This is a genomic window from Pseudomonas extremaustralis (genome assembly GCF_900102035.1).
Taxonomy (GTDB): Bacteria; Pseudomonadota; Gammaproteobacteria; order Pseudomonadales; family Pseudomonadaceae; genus Aquipseudomonas; species Aquipseudomonas extremaustralis.
This window is the reverse complement of record NZ_LT629689.1, coordinates 6,243,459-6,264,352: the sequence shown is the minus strand read 5'-3', so window position 1 is coordinate 6,264,352 and position 20,894 is coordinate 6,243,459. Positions and strand designations below refer to the sequence as shown.

The window sequence follows — 20,894 nt, the reverse complement described above, 5'->3', positions numbered from 1 at the left end:
GCGACCTGATCAGTGGCTGGCAGACCGCTATCGCTGGCAAGCCAGCGCCTATAGGGGAGTTTTTCAGCTCGTTTTGGTGGCGGCCTCGTCCTTGATTTCGGCAAAGTCTTCTTCGCGCAACTCAGGCAGGTCTTTCGCACAATAGCTGCTGCCCAACTCCTTCAGCGCGCCGCACATGCCATCCAGCTTGCCGTCTACCGCTTGCAGGTGGTCGAGCAACTGACCGATGGCACGGGCTACCGGGTCGGGCATGTCTTCGCTGACGCCGTAGGCATCGAAGCCGATCTTCTCGGCCATGGCCTTGCGCTTGGCTTCCTGCTCATCGCCCACTTCAGGCTTGACGATGATCCGGCCAGGGATACCCACCACGGTTGCACCCGGCGGAACGGCCTTGGTCACCACGGCATTGGAACCCACCTTGGCGCCAGCCCCCACGGTAAACGGCCCGAGCACCTTGGCACCCGCCCCGACCACCACGCCGTCGCCCAGGGTCGGGTGGCGCTTACCCTTGTTCCAACTGGTACCGCCCAGGGTTACCCCCTGATACAAGGTCACGTCATCGCCAATTTCGGCGGTCTCACCAATGACGATGCCCATGCCGTGATCGATAAAGAAGCGACGACCGACCTTCGCACCCGGATGAATCTCGATGCCGGTCAACCAGCGACCAAAGTTCGACACCAGCCGCGCCAGCCACTTCCAGCCCATGCCCCACAAGGCACCGGACAGGCGATGAATCCAGATCGCGTGCATGCCGGGGTAGCAGGTCAGCACCTCAAAGGCGTTGCGCGCCGCCGGATCACGGTGAAAAACACTCTGGATATCTTCTCGCAAACGCTCGAACATTTTTAATCCTTCCGCTTAAGGAGCTCGCCACGGGCCGCTTTCTGGGTTTCCGTGAGGATGCCACGCAATATATTCATTTCCGCTCGGCTTACCGAGCTGCGTCCGTACAGGCGACGCAGGCGCGCCATCAAGTGCCGGGGCTTTTCAGGATCGAGGAATTCAATGGCCACCAGGGTCTGCTCCAGGTGTTCATAGAACCGCTCCAGCTCGTCCATCGTGGCCAGCTCGCCACTTTTGGTCGACGCGACTTCATCCTTCTCGACCTTGCTCGGTTGGCCTTCAGCGGCCAGCCAGGCCATGCGCACTTCGTAACTCAACACCTGCACCGCCGCCCCAAGGTTCAGCGAGCTGAACTCAGGGTCCGATGGAATGTGCACGTGGTAATGACATCGCTGCAGCTCTTCATTGGTCAGGCCGGAGTCTTCACGACCGAACACCAGGGCGATTTCAGCACCTCCGGCAGCCTCTTCCACTACTTTGGTGCCGCACTCACGTGGGTCCAGCAGCGGCCAGGGAATGCGACGGTCGCGGGCACTGGTGCCAAGTACCAGGTTGCAGCCGACCAGCGCGTCTTCCAAGGTGGCGACGACCTGGGCTTTTTCAAGGATGTCATTGGCGCCGGATGCACGGGCATCGGCCTCGTGATGCGGGAACAAACGCGGCTCAACCAACACCAGACGCGTCAGCCCCATGTTCTTCATGGCTCGCGCCACCCCGCCGATGTTGCCGGGATGACTGGTATTGACCAAGACGACACGAATGTTTTGCAGCAAGGGAGGCGCTCTCGGACACGGGAAAGGGGAGCAAATCTTACAGAACAGCCTAAGGTTATGCCATGAAAGCTCACACCGTCCTTCACCTGAAGAAAGTTTCTGCTAGAATGCCCGGCTTTCTTTAACAACCTTAGGTGACACATCCATGCAGCCCATGCTGAATATCGCGCTGCGCGCCGCCCGCAGCGCCAGTGAATTGATCTTCCGCTCCATCGAGCGCCTGGATACCATCAAGGTCGACGAAAAAGACGCCAAGGATTATGTATCCGAGGTGGATCGCGCCGCCGAACAGAAAATCATCGACGCTCTGCGCAAGGCCTACCCTACCCACGGCATCCTCGGCGAAGAAACCGGCATGCACAAAGGCAGTGGCGAAGGCGAAGACTACCTGTGGATCATTGACCCACTGGATGGCACCACCAACTTCCTGCGCGGCATCCCGCACTTTGCCGTGAGCATCGCCTGCAAATACCGCGGCCGCCTGGAACATGCCGTTGTGCTGGACCCGGTTCGCCAGGAAGAATTCACCGCCAGCCGTGGCCGTGGCGCCCAGCTCAATGGCCGTCGCCTGCGTGTCAGCGGCCGCACCAGCCTGGACGGCGCCCTCTTGGGTACCGGCTTCCCGTTCCGTGACGACCAGATGGACAACCTGGACAACTACCTGGGCATGTTCCGCGCCCTGGTTGGCCAGACCGCCGGCATCCGTCGTGCTGGCGCCGCGAGCCTGGACCTGGCTTACGTTGCCGCCGGTCGTTTCGATGCATTCTGGGAGTCGGGTCTGTCCGAGTGGGACATGGCTGCGGGCGCCCTGCTGATCCAAGAGGCCGGCGGCCTGGTGAGCGACTTCACCGGCGGTCACGACTTCCTGGAGAAAGGCCATGTGGTTGCCGGCAACACCAAATGCTTCAAGGCCGTATTGACGGCGATCCAGCCGCACCTGCCGGCCTCGCTGAAGCGTTAAGCGAGCGAGCACAAAAAAAGCACCTTTCGGGGTGCTTTTTTGTGCCTGGGATTTGGACATTGCAGGAGCCAGCTTGCCGGCTCCTGCAAGGGCGGGGGTTATTGCTGGTTTTGGCCGAGGATCAGACGACCCTCTTTATCGACCGGGATCTGGCCACCTGGATCACGATCCATGCGCACCGAACCTTCTTTGCCACCCAGGGTATAACGCACGTCATAACCGACGACTTTGTCGCTGATGTCATTGACGGTGTTACAGCGAGTCTGGGTCGTGGTGTAGGTATCGCGGTTCTGCATGCCTTCCTGAACCTTGTTACCGGCGTAACCACCACCGACCGCGCCGGCCACGGTGGCCAGCTTCTTACCATTACCGCCACCGATCTGGTTGCCCAACAGGCCACCGGCCAGCGCACCGACCACGGTACCGACGATCTGGTGTTGATCCTGCACCGGCTTCTGCCGGGTCACGGCGACGTCCTTGCAGACCTCGCGCGGGGTTTTGATCTGGGTTTTCACCGGCTGCACCGCCAGCACTTGCGCATACTCAGGGCCGCTTTTTACCAGGCTGTAGGTGGCGACAGCACCCCCGGCAGTCACACCGACAGCACCCAATACCGCACCAACCAGTAACGACTTGTTCACGTTGAACCTCCTGACCATCACAAACGGACCGGACGATCCGCGCTATACCCAGCCTTGGAGCAACAAAAAAGGCACGAGTTCAATACTCGTGCCTTCTTTGTAACAGCAGATCAACAAGCGCCCATCAAGGACGGTCGTCGACCTCCTTGCCAGTGGAAGCGGGAGGGATCAGGTCTTCGCTGTTGAGGTTCAGCCAGATCAGCACCACGTTGGCGATGTAGATCGACGAGTAGGTACCCGCCAGAACGCCGATGAACAGCGCCAGGGAGAAGCCCCACAGGTTGTCGCCGCCAAAGATCATCAGTGCCGCGATCGCCAGCAAGGTGGAGATCGATGTCGCCATGGTCCGCAGCAGGGTCTGGGTGGTGGAGATGTTGATGTTCTCGATCAACGTGGCCTTGCGCAGCACACGGAAGTTCTCGCGAACCCGGTCGAATACCACGATGGTGTCGTTGAGCGAGTAACCAATGATCGCCAGCACTGCAGCCAATACGGTCAGGTCAAAGGTGATCTGGAAGTACGCCAGAATGCCCACGGTTACGACCACGTCGTGGATCAGCGAGACAATGGCGCCGACACCGAACTTCCACTGAAAGCGGAAGGCCAGGTAGATCATGATGCCGACCAGCGCCATCAGCATGCCGAGGCCGCCCTGGTCGCGCAGCTCTTCACCCACTTGCGGGCCGACGAACTCGACGCGCTTGACCGACGCCGGGTTATCACCGCCAACCTTCTGCAAGGCTTCGGCGACCTGGTGACCCAGTTGCGGGTCTTCGCCCGGCATACGCACCAGCAGATCGGTGGTCGCACCAAAGCTCTGCACGATGGCTTCGTGATAGCCGGCCTTGACCAGCTCTTCGCGCACCTGGGTAACGTCGGCCGGCTTCTCGTAGGTCAGCTCGATGAGCGTACCGCCGGTGAAGTCCAGACCGTAGTTCAAGCCCTTATGGAACCAGCTGAACAACGCCAGAGCGGTAAGGAGCACGGTGACGCCGAACGCAATATTGCGAACGCCCATGAAGTTGATTGTACGTAACATGGCAGCCCCTTAAATCCACAACTTCTTGAAGTCACGTCCGCCAAAGATCAGGTTGACCATTGCGCGGGTCACCATGATGGCCGTGAACATCGAGGTAAAGATACCGAGGGACATGGTCACCGCAAAACCTTTGACGGGGCCGGTGCCCATGGCAAAGAGAATCCCACCGACCAGCAACGTGGTCAGGTTGGAGTCGAGAATCGCGGTAAATGCCCGGCCAAAGCCTTCGTTGATTGCACGCTGCACGGTCATGCCGGCGGCGATCTCTTCACGGATCCGCGAGAAGATCAGCACGTTAGCGTCCACCGCCATACCCATGGTGAGGACGATACCGGCGATGCCCGGCAGGGTCAGCGTAGCGCCCAGCAGCGACATCAGGGCCAGCAGCATCACCATGTTGCCCGCCAGGGCCACGGTGGCAATGATGCCGAAGAAGCGGTAGATGGCGATGATGAACAGCGACACGAACAGCATGCCCCACAAGGCTGCGTCGACACCTTTGGTGATGTTGTCGGCACCCAGGCTCGGGCCGATGGTGCGTTCTTCAGCGAAGTACATCGGCGCAGCCAGGCCACCGGCACGCAGCAGCAGGGCCAGTTCCGAGGATTCGCCCTGGCCGTTCAGGCCGGTGATGCGGAATTGAGCACCCAGCGGCGACTGGATGGTCGCCAGGCTGATGATCTTCTTCTCTTCCTTGAAGGTCTGCACCGGTACGTCTTTCTCGACGCCGTTGACCATTTGCTTGGTGTAGGTGGTCACCGGGCGTTGCTCGATGAAGATCACCGCCATGCTGCGACCGACGTTGCTGCGCGTGGCGCGGCTCATCAATTCGCCGCCATGGCCATCCAGGCGGATGTTCACTTCAGGGGTACCGTGCTCGCCGAAACCGGCCTTGGCGTCAGTCACCTGGTCGCCGGTGATGATCAAGCCACGTTCGATCTGCGCCGGAGGGCGGTTGCCTTCACGGAACTCGAAGGTCTCGGAAGTGGCTTTGGAAGCGCCCGGCTCAGCGGCCAGACGGAATTCCAGGTTGGCGGTCTTGCCCAGGATACGCTTGGCTTCAGCGGTGTCCTGCACGCCCGGCAGCTCAACCACGATGCGGTTGGCGCCCTGGCGCTGAACGATCGGCTCGGCCACACCCAGCTCGTTGACGCGGTTACGTACCGTGGTCAAGTTCTGCTTGATGGAGTATTCGCGGATTTCCGCCAGCTTGGCCGGGGTCATCGCCAGACGCAGTACAGGTTGACCATTGAGGTCGGCCGGTACGATGTCGAAATCGTTGAAGTTCTTGCGGATCAGCGCGCGGGCCTGTTCGCGGGAAGCTTCGTCAGAGAAGCCCAGCTGGATGGCACCGTTGAGCTGCGGCAGGCTGCGATAACGCAACTTCTCTTTGCGCAGCAGGCTCTTCACGTCACCTTCGTAGACTTTCAGGCGTGCGTCGAGGGCTTTGTCCATGTCGACTTCCAGCAGGAAGTGCACACCACCGGACAAGTCCAGACCCAGCTTCATCGGGTGCGCGCCAATGCTGCGCAGCCATTTTGGCGTGGTCTGTGCCAGGTTGAGCGCGACAACGTAGTCGTCACCCATGGCCTTGCGCACGACGTCTTTGGCCGGCAATTGGTCTTCTTGCTTGGTCAGGCGCAACAAGCCGCCCTTCGCATCAGCTGCCAACGTTGCCGCCTTGACCTGGATGCCCGCATCGGTCAGCGCTTTGCTCGCGCGTTCCAGGTCAGCCTGATTGACCTTCAGCGAAGTGCTGGCGCCAGAGATCTGGATCGCAGGGTCATCAGGATAGAGATTGGGAGCGGAATAAATAAAACCGATCGCCAGCACCGCCAGGATCAGTACGTATTTCCACAGAGGGTATTTGTTCAGCATCACGCCGCCCGCTTATAACGCGGGGCGCCTTGCGCGCCCCGTCGATTGGTAAAGGTTGTTGCTTAGATCGCTTTGAGCGTGCCTTTTGGCAGCGTGGCGGCGATGGCGCCCTTCTGGAACTTCATTTCGACGGTGTCGGAGACTTCCAGCACCACGAAAGCATCGGAAACCTTGGTGATCTTGCCCGCGATACCGCCGGTGGTCACGACTTCGTCACCTTTCTGCAGGCTGCTCAGCAGGTTTTTCTGCTCTTTGGCACGCTTGGCCTGTGGACGCCAGATCATCAGGTAAAAGATGACCAGGAAGCCGACCAGGAAAATCCACTCGAAACCACCGCCCATAGGGCCGGCAGCAGCAGGCGCAGCGGCATCAGCCATGGCGTTAGAGATAAAAAAGCTCATTTAGCACTCCAGTTGCAAATAGTGAATCTTAGGGTCGGAAAACTCAGTCCAAGGGCGGCACAGGGAGCCCGCGCTTGGCATAGAAGGCATCGACGAAGGCGGCCAATGTACCCTGTTGAATAGCCTCGCGCAAACCAGCCATCAGGACTTGGTAGTGACGCAAATTGTGGATGGTATTCAACATGCTACCCAGCATTTCCCCGCACTTGTCCAGATGGTGCAGATAAGCACGGGAGAAGTTCTGGCAGGTATAGCAGTCACAGGTGGGATCCAGCGGCGAATCATCATGGCGATGGAACGCGTTTCGGATCTTCAGCACGCCTGTATCGATGAACAGATGCCCATTGCGGGCATTGCGGGTTGGCATCACGCAATCGAACATGTCCACACCGCGGCGCACACCCTCTACGAGATCTTCCGGTTTGCCAACGCCCATAAGGTAACGAGGTTTGTCAGCCGGCATCAGGCCCGGCAGGTAATCCAGCACCTTGATCATTTCGTGCTTGGGCTCGCCTACCGACAGACCGCCGATGGCCAGGCCGTCGAAGCCGATCTTGTCGAGGCCTTCCAGCGAGCGCTTGCGCAGGCTTTCATGCATGCCGCCCTGGACGATACCGAACAGCGCCGCAGTGTTGTCGCCGTGGGCGTTCTTCGAGCGCTGGGCCCAACGCAGCGACAACTCCATGGAAACCCGCGCGACATCTTCGTCAGCCGGGTACGGCGTGCATTCGTCGAAAATCATCACGATGTCGGAGCCCAGGTCGCGCTGGACCTGCATCGACTCTTCCGGGCCCATGAACACTTTGGAGCCGTCCACCGGCGAGGCGAAGGTCACGCCCTCCTCCTTGATCTTGCGCATGGCGCCCAGGCTGAACACCTGGAAACCACCCGAGTCAGTGAGGATCGGGCCTTGCCACTTCATGAAGTCATGCAGGTCGCCGTGCTTCTTGATCACTTCCGTACCCGGACGCAGCCACAGGTGGAAGGTGTTGCCGAGGATGATTTCGGCGCCGGTGGCGACGATATCGCGTGGCAGCATGCCTTTGACGGTGCCGTAGGTGCCGACCGGCATGAACGCCGGGGTCTCCACCGTACCGCGCGGAAAGGTCAGGCGACCGCGACGGGCTTTGCCGTCAGTGGCCAGCAATTCAAACGACATACGACTCATAGTTGTTCCTCTGGGCCGCGTGGCGCCGGATTACGGGTGATAAACATCGCATCACCGTAGCTGAAAAAACGGTATCCATTGTCGATGGCAGCCTGATAAGCAGCCATGGTTTCCGGATAACCGGCAAATGCCGACACCAGCATCAACAACGTGGATTCCGGCAAATGGAAGTTGGTCACCAGCGCATCGACCACATGAAACGGCCGGCCTGGATAAATAAAGATATCGGTGTCGCCACTGAACGGCTTGAGCACGCCATCACGCGCCGCGCTTTCCAGGGAACGCACGCTGGTGGTACCGACAGCAATCACCCGGCCGCCGCGCGCCTTGCACGCGTTGACCGCATCCACCACGTCCTGGCTGACTTCCAGCCATTCGCTGTGCATATGGTGGTCTTCGATGTTATCCACACGCACCGGCTGAAACGTACCGGCCCCCACGTGCAGGGTCACATACGCGCTCTCGACGCCCTTGGCGGCGATCGCATCCAGCAGCGGCTGGTCGAAATGCAGCCCGGCCGTCGGCGCCGCAACGGCACCGAGGCGCTGGGAATACACGGTCTGATAGCGCTCGCGGTCCGCGTCTTCGTCGGGGCGATCTATATAAGGAGGCAACGGCATATGGCCGACGCGCTCCAGCAGCGGCAACACTTCTTCGGCAAACTTGAGCTCGAACAACGCATCATGGCGCGCCACCATCTCGGCCTCGCCACCGCCATCGATCAACAGGGTCGAACCCGGTTTCGGCGACTTGCTGGAGCGTACATGGGCCAGCACGCGATGGCTGTCCAGCACCCGCTCCACCAGAATTTCCAGCTTGCCGCCGGAGGCTTTCTGGCCAAACAGCCGCGCCGGAATCACCCGGGTATTGTTGAACACCATCAAATCGCCTGGGCGCAAATGCTCAAGCAAATCAGTGAATTGACGGTGTGCGAGGGCACCGCTGGGCCCGTCCAGGGTCAGCAGTCGACTGGCGCGACGCTCGGCCAAAGGGTGGCGGGCGATCAGCGAATCAGGGAGCTCAAAAGTAAAGTCAGCAACGCGCATGATGGGGTTCGTCTAGCAGGGCCGGGAAGTCTAGCGGAAATAGTCAAAATTGACCATGAAACGTGATTGACCAACGGTAATCTCATCTCTATACTTCGCCGCCATTGAGCCCTGATGGCGGAATTGGTAGACGCGGCGGATTCAAAATCCGTTTTCGAAAGGAGTGGGAGTTCGAGTCTCCCTCGGGGCACCATATAGCAGTATCTGAAAGTCTCTACCAGACTCTCAGACCCAGAGAAACCGGCCACTTGAGCCGGTTTTTTTGTGTCTGGCTTTCTACCTCTGTATCCCCTTATCCGTTGTATCCCTGTATCCCTGTATCCCTGTATCCCTGTATCCCTGCTTGTATCCTGAGAAAAATACCGAACTTTGGGATACAAGGATGAAGCGCGCAGATATCAAGCGCCGCCCTCTCGCAGACACGACGCTTGCAGGGCTGGAGCCGGAGTCAAAGGAATACCGGGAGCTAGACGGAAACGGCCTCTACTTCAGGGTCAAACCTGATGGTGGTAAATCCTGGCAGCTACGCTACAAACGTCCGGCGGGCAATTGGGCTTGGATGGGGCTCGGGGGTTACCCAGAGGTCAGTGGTGCGCTGGCAAGAGAGAAAGCTGCTGATCTACGCAAAGTGGTGAGTAGCGGCGCCGATCCCCTTGAGCAGAAACGATCCGCTAAAGCTGCAATCGATGCGGCCAAGGCTCGAACGTTTCGAGCTGCTGCTGAAGCTTGGCTCAAGGCCAAAGAAGAAAAGGGCCTCGCAACCTCTACCCTTCACAAAATCCGCACCTACCTCGACAAGGACATACTCCCGGCATTGGGAGATACGCCCCTCGACGAAATCACCCGCACCGACTGTGCAGATCTCCAGGCATCCCTCGAAGCTAGAGACGCTCACAACGTGGCGGAAACACCAACACAGCCTGCTTGACCTGTTGCCGGCCTAACCTAAACCCTCCCTGAAGCAACCGGCGAGGGCCGGTTGCTTCGGGCCTACCATCGGTCTAACCATGAACCAAAAACCACAGAACAGCGCTCAGATGCCTGATGACCTAAAGGCCCGGCAGCTGCATTTAAACGGGATAATCGTCGGCATGGCGGGAGTGAAAAAGCTCAACGCAAGAGAATACGAAGACACCAAGGTTGAAACGCTCACGATTGATGCTATCAAGGCAGAGCTTGAATTCATTGACCTCCAGCTCAAAAGAAGGAGCGGTTGATAAGGAGGTGGAAGCTTAAGGAGCTTCCGCCTCGCAATATCCCTCCATTAAAAAAAGTATCCCAGATTCTTCTGGCTTTCGGTCTGTGGCGGCTGCGAGCTTATGACCGCTTCCGGCCGATTCTGTTGAAAAAGTAGATATCCTGCTTGGCCTGCGGCAAAATCAGGTCATCGGCCAGCGGGAGGATTCGCAGCATGATGGGACAATTGTCGAGCGGACAAGAGAGGCTGTTTTACTCGTTCAACATTGAAGATCACATCCCAGCCAATCACCTCCTGCGCAGCATTGATCGATGCCTTGATCTCAGCGATCTGCGCCATTATCTCGCCGATTTTTATAGCCCAATCGGGCGCCCATCGATTGATCCCGAACTGATGATTCGCCTGTTGGTGGTGGGCTACTGCTACGGCATTCGCTCCGAACGTCGGTTGTGCGAAGAGGCTCATTTGAACTTGGCGTATCGCTGGTTCTGCCGCTTAAGCCTCGAAGACGAAGTCCCCAATCACTCTACGTTTTCCAAGAATCGGCACGGTCGCTTTCGTGACAGCTCGCTGTTTCGCTGGCTGTTCAACGAGGTGCTGCGTCGCTGCATGGACGCAGGTCTGGTCAAGGGCGAAGGGTTTGCGGTCGACGCCAGCGTCATCAAAGCAGATGCCAGTCGGCAACGTGGCGTACCTGGCGATGATGAAATCAACTGGCGCGATCCGTCGCTGAGTACTCGCGCCGTGCGTGAGTACCTTGAAGCGCTGGATGAAGAAGCGTTACGCGAAGCACTGCCTAAGCGCCTGTCATTGACTGATCCACTTTCTCGTTGGACCGCAGCGCCAGGAGGCCCGGCGTTTTTCGCCTACTCGACGAACTATCTGATTGATGTCGAGCATGGCGTGATCATGGATGTGGAGCCGACCCCAGCGCATCGAACCGCCGAGGTCGAGAGCACCAAGACCATGATCGAGCGGGTCGAAGAACAGTTCGACATCAAGCCGGATCGGCTCATCGGCGATACCGCTTACGGAACCGCACCGATGCTGGCCTGGATGGTGAACGAAAAAGACATCGAGCCGCATGTGCCGGTTTGGGACAAAACCGAGCGTAAGAACGAGAGCCTCTCGATCAGTGATTTTCAATGGAGTGAAGAAGCGCAGGAATATCGTTGTCCCACGGGGCACGCCCTGCGCAGCGAGTGGCGGGCCTTCAAGAACCAGCGCTCACATGTCACGAAAGCCGACACCATCATCTTTCGATCCCGGAAAACAGACTGCTCTAAATGCTCAATGAAAGAGCGCTGCTGCCCAAACACCTCGTTCCGAAAAATCGCCCGTAGCGTCCATGAGGCGGCACGCAATGTTGCTCGGCGAATTGCCGCAACACCGCAATACGTGTGCTCTCGCCATGAGCGCAAAAAGGTCGAAATGTTGTTCGCTCATCTCAAACGAATCCTGAAACTGGATCGATTAAGGCTACGAGGAATGACCGGTGCAAACGACGAATTTACCTTGGCCGCTGCGGTACAGAATTTAAGACGACTGGCGAAACTGACCTCACAAGGGCCGCCGACCACGGGATAGGTACGCCCGGAATCAGCAAAAACCCTCAAATTAACCTATTAACCAAGCTGCAACGGTCAATGCAGAACCGGAAAGCCACGCAACGTGGTGACCAGGTTCTGAAACGAGGGCCAACGTCGCCTTCTTACAGCCTGAAATTCCGACTTTTTCAACAGAATCGGCCACAAGCGGACAGTCGAACTGACTTTATCAATCTCGCTAGGTGAAGCCGATTGGAATCCATCTTGCTGATTCGGGAAAGGCTATTATCTGGCCACCACGGGCCTTATTGTCGCCCAATAGTTGAGCTATCAGGGGAGACGCTATGCTTGACCGGTTGATACAGTTTTTTCACGAAACACCTGCTCCAGACGATGATGGACGAGTCCCCGCGCTACACGTGAAGAAGGTAATTTTAGCCGGATTTATTTTTGTGGTGGCTACGGTTGGTGCTTACGCGATAGGGCTGATATCGCTCACCTGGCCAGTCAGCGAGCTCTCGATAGCTAAATCTGGCACCTTTGGGGACAGCTTTGGGGCCCTCAATGCTTTGTTCACAGGGCTTGGATTTATGGGACTATTGGTAACCATTTTTCTACAACGTGAAGATCTCAAACTCACTCGCGAGGAGTTATCAGAGACTCGTCAAGAGATAAAAATTCAGAGCAAGACGTTTCAGCAACAACAGTTTGAAGAGTCATTTTATCGTTTATTGACGCTCTACAAGGAAAACCTGAGCACACTATCAGTCATTAATCCTCATTCTGCTCATGAGAAATCCTATGGAATTGAAGCATTAAGCGTATTCCTCACCAGATTTGATCGTGCGTGGCGCAAACACAAGAACTATAGGTTCTCTGAAAAGCTAGACGATCAGGAGGAATATGTTTATTTGCTGTTTCAAACCTGCCACTCGGTGTTTATCCGCCAAGGGAGATATCTAGCGACTTTTATCGCACTTCTAGCAATGATTGAAAACGACAATCCTGCACCTGAGCGTAAAGAAAGCTACCTAGCTATCCTATCGTCTCAACTCACAATATATGAACTCAAGTATCTCTTATACCAATCCTTCATCATGACTGATGCGGCTCCCATAAGAGCATTATGGCAACTCTCTCCATCGTTCGGACAGCGATTGGCTACAGCTGGCCTCCCAGATGGTCATCGCAAATCCTTCGAATTTTACTGGGAATGCGTGCTGCCGATTAGCCCCTCGAGAAGTAATCCAATGGCTCAAGGAAAATGGAAATCGGTACGCAAGCGGACACAGAAGCGTAAAAGGTCGTTATCGGAGAAAAATCTCGCAGTGGCCTCCCAAGTAGCAGCGCAAAAGTTGGAGCATGGTCCCGACCTACAACCGCCGTCTCCCCTGAGAAGCTCGTGACTAAGGATTTAACCGAAATTTAACCGAAGACGATATGCGTCGAGCTCTCTTCGGCGGCGCCGCGCCGGCAACCGAGGCGAAGATACTACCCTCACCGCCAGCGATAATCGATATTGTCCTACCCTCAGCAGATGAAGCCCAGGTCAAAAAGAAAGTTATAAAGGCGCTTACTCCGCGCCTATATATGACGATGCAGGTCACCACCGAATATGAGGGCAATACATTCGAATTGCCCCACGAAGAGGATATTTTAAGCACGCTGCAAGCCGAGCAAGAAGCGGTCAGGATAGCCAAGAAGAAGTGAATCGCCCCGGATTCTCTAGACACCTTGCAAGCTCATTGCATAACGCTTTTCAAACTCTACCGGTGACAGCTGATTGTTGAAACCATGGCGGCGTTTTGCGTTGTAGAACATCTCGATGTAATCAAACACATCACTACGAGCATCTTCGCGCGTGGAATAGATTTTCCGCTTGATCCGTTCCCGCTTTAGAAGCTGGAAAAAGCTCTCAGCCACGGCGTTGTCATGACAATTGCCTCGGCGGCTCATGCTGGCAACCAAATTGTTCGCCTTCAAAAAACTGCGCCAATCGGCGCTGCTGTACTGGCTGCCCTGGTCGGAGTGAACCATCACCTCCTGCTTCGGTTTACGCCTCCAGACCGCCATCAATAACGCATCAATGGCCAAATCACTGGTCATCTGCGACTTCATTGACCAGCCAACGACCTGACGAGAAAACAGATCCAGCACCACTGCCAAATACAGCCAGCCTTCATACGTACGAATGTAAGTGATGTCGGTGACCCAAACTTTGTTGGGTTCTACGACATCGAACTGGCGCTTCAGTAAATTGGGTGAGGCGACCGCTGGCTTACCGCCGTATTTGCCAGGACGGCGTCGATACCCTGTCTGAGAGCGCAGACCTTCAAGACGCATCAGCCTCGCCACACGATGCCGACCACAATCCTCACCGACTTCGCGCAGATCGTCATGGACTTTGCGATAGCCATAAACGCCGCCGCTCTCCAGCCAGGAATGCTTGATCAAACCCAGCAGTCGCTGGTCGTCTTTGGCGCGTACAGATTGCGGCTCAGACAGCCAGGCGTAATAACCGCTGGGATGGACTTTCAGCGTCAGGCAAAGCCGTCGAATGGAATAATCGCCCGCTCGCTGCTTGATAAAGGCGTACTTCAACCGCACTCCTTGGCAAAGTACGCGGCGGCCTTTTTTAAGATGTCTCGCTCTTCGGTGACGCGCTTGAGTTCGGCTCGCAGACGACGCAGTTCAGCGTGCTGATCGTCGTCTTGCTGCCGTTCTGCCTGAGGTTTGCTGTAGCGCTTTATCCAGGCATAGAGGCTATGCGTCGACACGCCAAGACGCGCCGCCACATCAGCGACAGGCAGCTTCTTTTCGGTCACTTGATTGACCGCTTGGATTTTGAACTCTTCGGGATAACGTGGGTTGCTCATGGCACCTCCTGATTGGCCTCAGTTTAAGGCATGGAGGTGTCTACGAAACCCGGGGCGATTCAGAAGTTTAGATACGCATAAATGATTTCTATAAGACCGGCGTAATCCATCGAGCATAGGGACGGGTAACTCAGAGGCGAAATCGCAGATAGCTCAAACTTCTCTAAGAGAAGCGGCAATCGGTCAATAGCGCTCAGCCGACTGATTAGGCAGAGACAGCCCAAAAACGGCCTTTAACATTGACTCTTACTACCGGCACACCTACGCCATTAGCTTCTGCCGAGGGGCATTGCCTCAATCGATTGGATCACCGAACAAATGCGGCACACCAACAGCAACAAGGTCCGTCAGCATTACGGGACGTGGATCAATGAGGATAGGTGGGATTTCGTGGAAATACTGCAACTAGCGCTGAAGCTTCCACGTCCTATGCCGTACCTTCATTCCTATAAATCCCAATATACGGATAAATAATACGAATCAGATTAATTGAAAACTATTTACAATGGCTGGCGCGAATGTGCGCGATCGCCGCGCCACCCATTTTTTCATATAGATTATTCGCCTTGTCAATTCAACAGATCAGATAGCGATCTAGCTTTTTTTACGTGCCACATCCTTCTCGTAGCTTCGACGTAATTTTCCGCGTAACTCTCTAAGTTTTGCAGGACTTTTCAGATCACCCTTATAATCGAACTGATCACCAAGCGACTCAACCTCAAAATTTAAATCAATAACAATCGACTGCAAAACCTCCTCAATGGACTGAAGAAACTTTTGAATTGTCCCTGCTTCAAACAGAGCCCTGGGTTCTTTCAGGAACTGTGCAGAATTAGAATTTGACTTCATAAGATCAGATATAACAGACAGCAAAAAGAAGCGTGTCAAACCGTACTTAGCCAACGGCTTATAATTTATACCTTCTGCGGCCGTTAAAATCCTACCCATTATAGCGTGAAGAAAAAGAATTCTATGCGCCGTCACTGCAGGTCGAGCAAAAATATCATTGTATTTGTCATCAAACAGCTTATATACCTGATGACAGGACTCTGGCTCCAATAAGTCAAACGCGAGAAGTAACCTGCCAGCCTCTTCATTAGTGATGACTTTTTTACCAGGCTTGATATCCTGCCCACGCTTTATCTCAAATGCATACTCGCCACCTTCGACCCTCTTAAACTCCTCTAGCAATCGCACCTGAATTTCATTATTAGACTTTAAATCGCGTGGCTTGATGGCATTTTGATTGTTGCTATTTATAGTAATCTTCTTTGACAAAACAGAATCTTCAAGCTTAATTATCTTCGCAAGAACCCTCAAATCCTTGCTAAGATGCTCCCTCGACTTTCGGAATGTAGATATACTCTGCGCACCGTTGACAACAACATAATCAGTAATCTCAATGGCCTCACCGTTAAATTTGGCATCCTTGCACAAGATAGTAACGCCGTTATGATACAAGGTGAAGTTTTCGTGTTCTGACTTGTCGAGCACACTCACTCTTAACTCTTTATTGACCTTCGTATTACCCAACGAATGGCGTACATTTTGAGAGAAAAGAGTGCCATCATCAATTCCTGACAGCATGACAAGTTCTACGGCTTGTACAGGCAGGATATAGGTTATAGCCTTTGTTCCAGTGCTTATAACCATCGGAGACACATAAGACGTGTCAAAAGAGAACGTACCCTTTACCCCACCCTCCCTGTCAATATCTATAAGCTCACTGGCGATGAGGTTCCTATCGTAGACCCGAATGGAACTATCTTGATCTAGAAATTCCATCCCATTGGCATCAAGTGCCTGGTTACAAATAAAAGCACCAATTACTTCATAGCCATTTTCTATGAGGCTTTTAACGTTGTTTCTAGTCAGCGCTGCTTTTAGTTCTTGATTGGCGCCACCATCGAGTAACGCCTGAACAGATTGAGGAGTGTCAAACTGACTAATTGTACCTGCCAACTCCCGTAACCCAGCATCCCCTATAGTTGACTCTCTTTGCTTAAGTTTACCTTGCAGGATAATAATTTCTTGCTTGGTATGGTCAACATAGACACCGTCAATGCCACGATCGTTAGGGCGATCACAGATAGCATCATCAGCATCTACTGGATCTAGTCGAAAAATATTTTCTAGGAACCAGTTTAAAAACGCGATGGATTCCCCTCGACCTTTCTCCTCATAAACCGCTAATATCTTTTGAAGGCTCTCATATTTCAGGTCATCCGGACTCATCTGCATCCCTCATTGAAATTTATATCAAAACACTTAAAGCTTAAATAAATTACATCCACAACAATACTAAAATCCCAACGTGGCAACTAAGTGCTCCTTGCTATACCACCCATCCAGGCCTAAAAACCAATCTCAGAACATAAGAAGGACGCAGTTTTTCGCTATTCAAGTAAAGCGAATATTTATGTTTTTTGCCATCTCAGGCTCCGGAGCGGGCTTACCAAGAATGTAGATCACCGCATCGTCACCTGGCACGACAGCTAAAAGCTTCCAGTCTTCCTGAATAGCCGCATTCGCTTCGGCAAGGGAGTACTTCTCAACCAGCACAGCTGCTTCATGCATGCTCATTGAAATTAGTCTCCATCATTTTGGCCTATCTGCTGATTGTAGACACCACCGAGGCTAGCAAGGAACGCTTTTATGCGAGCAAATGTGATCTGAATGATTACGAGAAAATCCACATCTTTTCCACGTAGGCTTTTTCCGGACGTCTAAAATCACATTAATCTCAATTTTTTCTCATAAAATCAATGGCTTGATTTTTAGTGTTTTGGCGATGAAGAAAATATTCGAACGCTCAACAAAGCCGCTACCGTAGGACACTTAATGTCCGCGCAAGGAAGGCTTTCGGCCGACTCCTGCATTCCGGGGAGGGCCGCTTTTGGCCGGCTCCGGTCTTTCGCGACCGGCTACAATCCACCCAAAGCGGACCTTCGGCAGCACATCTGGCAATATGCCTTTCTGACAAGCCTGTCCTGAATCCATGGCAAAACTGAATTGGCGAGTGCTGTTACCCCATGAACAAAGGTCTAAGTGATTACAACCTTGATTACGTACTTACGGTCATTGAAGAGGCCCCAAACACGGAATTGAGTGTGATGTGTGAGTACCTACAGATCGACAGTCGCGATCTTTTGAATCAGTTGGCGATCTCAGTTGCAAGATTGTTTATTACAGGCACCCGCGATTTTCATTACTGTGATGAGGTGATGAATACTGTCATCAGCGATATTATCGACTTGTCCATGCACGCGGATATGCCCCAGCCGGCATTCTCTATCTATCAGGCATTTGACGCAGGCGAGTATTGGCACACCGGTGATGACCGGGATGTATTTTCTTGGGAGAAGTGGTCGCGACCTGAGCTTGAGCGGATTTTGTGTGAGATCGACGACGGCGCAAACGGGCTTTCGAAGTAGGTGCGACTCGAGCCTTCAAAGGGCTGCTTCTGGCCGATTCTGTTGAAAAAGTCGGAATTTCAGGCTGTAAGAAGGCGACGTTGGCCCTCGTTTCAGAACCTGGTCACCACGTTGCGTGGCTTTCCGGTTCTGCATTGACCGTTGCAGCTTGGTTAATAGGTTAATTTGAGGGTTTTTGCTGATTCCGGGCGTACCTATCCCGTGGTCGGCGGCCCTTGTGAGGTCAGTTTCGCCAGTCGTCTTAAATTCTGTACCGCAGCGGCCAAGGTAAATTCGTCGTTTGCACCGGTCATTCCTCGTAGCCTTAATCGATCCAGTTTCAGGATTCGTTTGAGATGAGCGAACAACATTTCGACCTTTTTGCGCTCATGGCGAGAGCACACGTATTGCGGTGTTGCGGCAATTCGCCGAGCAACATTGCGTGCCGCCTCATGGACGCTACGGGCGATTTTTCGGAACGAGGTGTTTGGGCAGCAGCGCTCTTTCATTGAGCATTTAGAGCAGTCTGTTTTCCGGGATCGAAAGATGATGGTGTCGGCTTTCGTGACATGTGAGCGCTGGTTCTTGAAGGCCCGCCACTCGCTGCGCAGGGCGTGCCCCGTGGGACAACGATATTCCTGCGCTTCTTCACTCCATTGAAAATCACTGATCGAGAGGCTCTCGTTCTTACGCTCGGTTTTGTCCCAAACCGGCACATGCGGCTCGATGTCTTTTTCGTTCACCATCCAGGCCAGCATCGGTGCGGTTCCGTAAGCGGTATCGCCGATGAGCCGATCCGGCTTGATGTCGAACTGTTCTTCGACCCGCTCGATCATGGTCTTGGTGCTCTCGACCTCGGCGGTTCGATGCGCTGGGGTCGGCTCCACATCCATGATCACGCCATGCTCGACATCAATCAGATAGTTCGTCGAGTAGGCGAAAAACGCCGGGCCTCCTGGCGCTGCGGTCCAACGAGAAAGTGGATCAGTCAATGACAGGCGCTTAGGCAGTGCTTCGCGTAACGCTTCTTCATCCAGCGCTTCAAGGTACTCACGCACGGCGCGAGTACTCAGCGACGGATCGCGCCAGTTGATTTCATCATCGCCAGGTACGCCACGTTGCCGACTGGCATCTGCTTTGATGACGCTGGCGTCGACCGCAAACCCTTCGCCCTTGACCAGACCTGCGTCCATGCAGCGACGCAGCACCTCGTTGAACAGCCAGCGAAACAGCGAGCTGTCACGAAAGCGACCGTGCCGATTCTTGGAAAACGTAGAGTGATTGGGGACTTCGTCTTCGAGGCTTAAGCGGCAGAACCAGCGATACGCCAAGTTCAAATGAGCCTCTTCGCACAACCGACGTTCGGAGCGAATGCCGTAGCAGTAGCCCACCACCAACAGGCGAATCATCAGTTCGGGATCAATCGATGGGCGCCCGATTGGGCTATAAAAATCGGCGAGATAATGGCGCAGATCGCTGAGATCAAGGCATCGATCAATGCTGCGCAGGAGGTGATTGGCTGGGATGTGATCTTCAATGTTGAACGAGTAAAACAGCCTCTCTTGTCCGCTCGACAATTGTCCCATCATGCTGCGAATCCTCCCGCTGGCCGATGACCTGATTTTGCCGCAGGCCAAGCAGGATATCTACTTTTTCAACAGAATCGGCCGAGAGCAGCCTCTCGCAAACCTCTGCCTTCGATTCAAGGCGACCCATACCGGCCGTTGCCACTCGTTTTCTATCAATTCACTGCGACGGAGCCGCGGAAGGCTCGAGAGTATCCGGGTTAATTTCCTCCAAGCTAGTGGAGCTGGGAATGTCGTCCAATGTTTCCAAGAAATCAATCAATTCATGCTTTACAGAGTCAGCAGTTAGCAACACTGAATCACTTAGCTCAGCATCAACGTTGTGCACAATGATATCTCGGGACAGCTGGAGCTTTATCAACTCTTGAGCAAGTTTCACCGGGATAACAGAATGATTTACAAGTTTATCTATTATCATCCGAGTAGATGTCTTATTCTTGATGAGGTCGCGTGCTTGCACATGGTCCAGCGCGTTCATCGCTATTTCAATGAGTAACTGCTGTATTGAAATCCAAATACTAATCAGTTCGGCATGAGTACTGTTTACCGTAGTGGCTATATTTTCTGCAACTTCCTCTTTCTGCTCGGCAGACATATGGATGCTATCGAGTTTACTCAGCGCCTCGGCCAGTTTCTCTTTAACTTCCCCCGAGATTTTTAGGATGTTTTCAAAATCTTCATGACCGATGAAATTATTATGAGCCACCAAACAGCGCAGATCATAAAGCCTTGCCCATCGAGTCTGCAGGTACTCGCTCTTGCAATTCACAATGGGCTGAAAATATCTTTCCCAGTTTGAGGTGGGTACCAATTCCTTGAGCTCTTCTATATTGACATCATTGGTTGTAAGCGCCGAGCGGAGCTTGTCTAAGAGCTTCGAAGAATTAGCTGTCGAATACGGCCTGAACAGAAAGTCGGAAAGCTGTATAAAGTCGGTCTCGAATAGATAATTATTCCCGGCCGAACTCTTCTTTGTTCGAATCGACTCGGAAACCTCTTTCGGCACCGCCTCTTTGGTCCAGCCCAAACCAATTTTTGTTAGCATAAACTTGGTGATAAGCTTACGCATCATGTTCTCAATTTCATGAATCACTGGATAAGCTGCATACGACAAACTGCTGCTTACATCATCCCATAACACTTCAACCGGTTTTTCGGAAACCTTGGCCAAAATCGTACGAATCGACTTCAGCAGAGACAGGAAGATAGAGACATCTCTATCACTAGGGCAGCCCAGCCGGACATGATAAAAAAGATGGCTGTTATTCTGTATTTCCCCTCGCTGTACGTCATAATCAAATCTCAAGCCGTCAAAAATAATGTACTTATTCTTTATATCTACGCTGCCATAGGATTGAATCAAATTATTAAAAGACGGCGTGGTATTACAAAACCCCTCTTTTGAATTGATTATCGCGAGGTACTCAACTTTGAGGTTTTCCATGACCAAATATTCCAATTTTCATTAGCCTAATAGTATCACTTTGATATCGGTGTGTCAGTCCTCACCATTTAGCAATT

At 53.9% G+C, this 20,894-nt stretch carries 19 protein-coding genes, 1 tRNA gene and 2 pseudogenes; 9 read left to right on the top strand and 13 right to left on the bottom strand.

All coding sequences use genetic code 11. The features are described from left to right. Positions 1-63: 63 nt before the first annotated feature. Positions 64-846: a serine O-acetyltransferase gene (gene cysE, locus BLR63_RS28895; RefSeq protein ID WP_010565227.1), complete on the bottom strand. Its 783-nt coding sequence runs from the start codon at positions 844-846 to the stop codon at positions 64-66. 2 nt (positions 847-848) lie between these two features. Beyond that, positions 849-1,619 (bottom strand): tRNA (cytosine(32)/uridine(32)-2'-O)-methyltransferase TrmJ, encoded by a 771-nt coding sequence (trmJ, locus tag BLR63_RS28890; protein ID WP_010565226.1) that lies wholly within the window; start codon positions 1,617-1,619, stop codon positions 849-851. Between the two features lie 145 nt (positions 1,620-1,764). On the opposite strand from trmJ, the gene suhB reads away from it, so the two are divergent. After that, complete coding sequence (gene suhB / locus BLR63_RS28885) at positions 1,765-2,580, top strand: type III secretion system regulator SuhB (RefSeq protein ID WP_010565225.1); 816 nt, start codon at positions 1,765-1,767, stop codon at positions 2,578-2,580. Positions 2,581-2,678: 98 nt separating this feature from the next. Here suhB and BLR63_RS28880 read toward each other — a convergent pair whose 3' ends face one another. From BLR63_RS28880 to queA, 6 genes are all read right to left on the bottom strand, one after another. Then, positions 2,679-3,221, bottom strand: coding sequence for a glycine zipper 2TM domain-containing protein (locus BLR63_RS28880; protein WP_010565224.1), 543 nt, complete (start codon positions 3,219-3,221; stop codon positions 2,679-2,681). A gap of 124 nt (positions 3,222-3,345) precedes the next feature. Next, on the bottom strand, positions 3,346-4,260 hold the full coding sequence (gene secF, locus BLR63_RS28875; protein WP_010565223.1) for a protein translocase subunit SecF: 915 nt from the start codon (positions 4,258-4,260) through the stop codon (positions 3,346-3,348). Between the two features lie 9 nt (positions 4,261-4,269). Beyond that, complete coding sequence (secD, locus tag BLR63_RS28870; RefSeq protein WP_010565222.1) at positions 4,270-6,138, bottom strand: protein translocase subunit SecD; 1,869 nt, start codon at positions 6,136-6,138, stop codon at positions 4,270-4,272. A gap of 62 nt (positions 6,139-6,200) precedes the next feature. After that, positions 6,201-6,539: a preprotein translocase subunit YajC gene (gene yajC / locus BLR63_RS28865; protein WP_010565221.1), complete on the bottom strand. Its 339-nt coding sequence runs from the start codon at positions 6,537-6,539 to the stop codon at positions 6,201-6,203. 43 nt (positions 6,540-6,582) lie between these two features. After that, entirely contained in the window at positions 6,583-7,698 is a 1,116-nt protein-coding gene (tgt, locus tag BLR63_RS28860) for a tRNA guanosine(34) transglycosylase Tgt (RefSeq protein WP_010565220.1), read from the bottom strand. A gap of 5 nt (positions 7,699-7,703) precedes the next feature. Next, positions 7,704-8,753: a tRNA preQ1(34) S-adenosylmethionine ribosyltransferase-isomerase QueA gene (gene queA, locus BLR63_RS28855; protein ID WP_010565219.1), complete on the bottom strand. Its 1,050-nt coding sequence runs from the start codon at positions 8,751-8,753 to the stop codon at positions 7,704-7,706. A gap of 108 nt (positions 8,754-8,861) precedes the next feature. On the opposite strand from queA, the gene BLR63_RS28850 reads away from it, so the two are divergent. From BLR63_RS28850 to BLR63_RS28825, 6 genes and pseudogenes are all read left to right on the top strand, one after another. After that, positions 8,862-8,946: transfer RNA gene (locus BLR63_RS28850), tRNA-Leu, on the top strand. A 189-nt stretch (positions 8,947-9,135) separates the two neighbouring features. Beyond that, positions 9,136-9,660 (top strand): annotated as a pseudogene (locus BLR63_RS28845) (tyrosine-type recombinase/integrase); the annotation flags it as partial. 100 nt (positions 9,661-9,760) lie between these two features. Continuing rightward, positions 9,761-9,970, top strand: a complete 210-nt coding sequence (locus BLR63_RS28840; RefSeq protein WP_042946865.1) for a hypothetical protein — start codon at positions 9,761-9,763, stop codon at positions 9,968-9,970. Positions 9,971-10,164: 194 nt separating this feature from the next. After that, positions 10,165-11,538: an IS1182 family transposase gene (locus BLR63_RS28835; RefSeq protein ID WP_010568148.1), complete on the top strand. Its 1,374-nt coding sequence runs from the start codon at positions 10,165-10,167 to the stop codon at positions 11,536-11,538. A 304-nt stretch (positions 11,539-11,842) separates the two neighbouring features. Then, entirely contained in the window at positions 11,843-12,904 is a 1,062-nt protein-coding gene (locus BLR63_RS28830) for a hypothetical protein (RefSeq protein ID WP_010568126.1), read from the top strand. A gap of 34 nt (positions 12,905-12,938) precedes the next feature. Further along, positions 12,939-13,208 carry a hypothetical protein gene (locus tag BLR63_RS28825; RefSeq protein ID WP_010568127.1) on the top strand — a complete coding sequence of 90 codons (270 nt, stop codon included), beginning with the start codon at positions 12,939-12,941 and terminating at the stop codon, positions 13,206-13,208. Between the two features lie 15 nt (positions 13,209-13,223). Here the strand turns inward: BLR63_RS28825 and BLR63_RS28820 are convergent. Next, positions 13,224-14,374, bottom strand: a protein-coding gene (locus BLR63_RS28820; RefSeq protein ID WP_086008205.1) for an IS3 family transposase whose coding sequence is annotated in 2 segments (ribosomal slippage) — positions 13,224-14,140 and positions 14,140-14,374 — 1,152 coding nt in all. Because the reading frame shifts where the segments join, the coding sequence is not laid out codon by codon here. A gap of 253 nt (positions 14,375-14,627) precedes the next feature. Between BLR63_RS28820 and BLR63_RS32570 the strand changes: the two are divergent. Continuing rightward, positions 14,628-14,848: pseudogene (locus tag BLR63_RS32570) on the top strand (hypothetical protein); the annotation flags it as partial. 120 nt (positions 14,849-14,968) lie between these two features. On the opposite strand, the gene BLR63_RS28815 reads toward BLR63_RS32570, so the two are convergent. After that, positions 14,969-16,609 carry an AIPR family protein gene (locus BLR63_RS28815; protein ID WP_010568116.1) on the bottom strand — a complete coding sequence of 547 codons (1,641 nt, stop codon included), beginning with the start codon at positions 16,607-16,609 and terminating at the stop codon, positions 14,969-14,971. A gap of 165 nt (positions 16,610-16,774) precedes the next feature. Next, a complete protein-coding gene (locus BLR63_RS28810; RefSeq protein WP_010568117.1) occupies positions 16,775-16,957 on the bottom strand; it encodes a hypothetical protein in 183 nt (60 codons plus the stop codon). A gap of 449 nt (positions 16,958-17,406) precedes the next feature. Between BLR63_RS28810 and BLR63_RS28805 the strand changes: the two genes are divergently transcribed. Continuing rightward, complete coding sequence (locus BLR63_RS28805; protein WP_010568118.1) at positions 17,407-17,808, top strand: hypothetical protein; 402 nt, start codon at positions 17,407-17,409, stop codon at positions 17,806-17,808. A gap of 194 nt (positions 17,809-18,002) precedes the next feature. Here the strand turns inward: BLR63_RS28805 and BLR63_RS28800 are convergent, their stop codons facing one another. Both BLR63_RS28800 and BLR63_RS28795 read right to left on the bottom strand, forming a co-directional pair. Then, entirely contained in the window at positions 18,003-19,376 is a 1,374-nt protein-coding gene (locus BLR63_RS28800; RefSeq protein ID WP_010568148.1) for an IS1182 family transposase, read from the bottom strand. 157 nt (positions 19,377-19,533) lie between these two features. Then, positions 19,534-20,817 carry a HEPN domain-containing protein gene (locus BLR63_RS28795; protein ID WP_010567428.1) on the bottom strand — a complete coding sequence of 428 codons (1,284 nt, stop codon included), beginning with the start codon at positions 20,815-20,817 and terminating at the stop codon, positions 19,534-19,536. Positions 20,818-20,894: the final 77 nt, after the last annotated feature.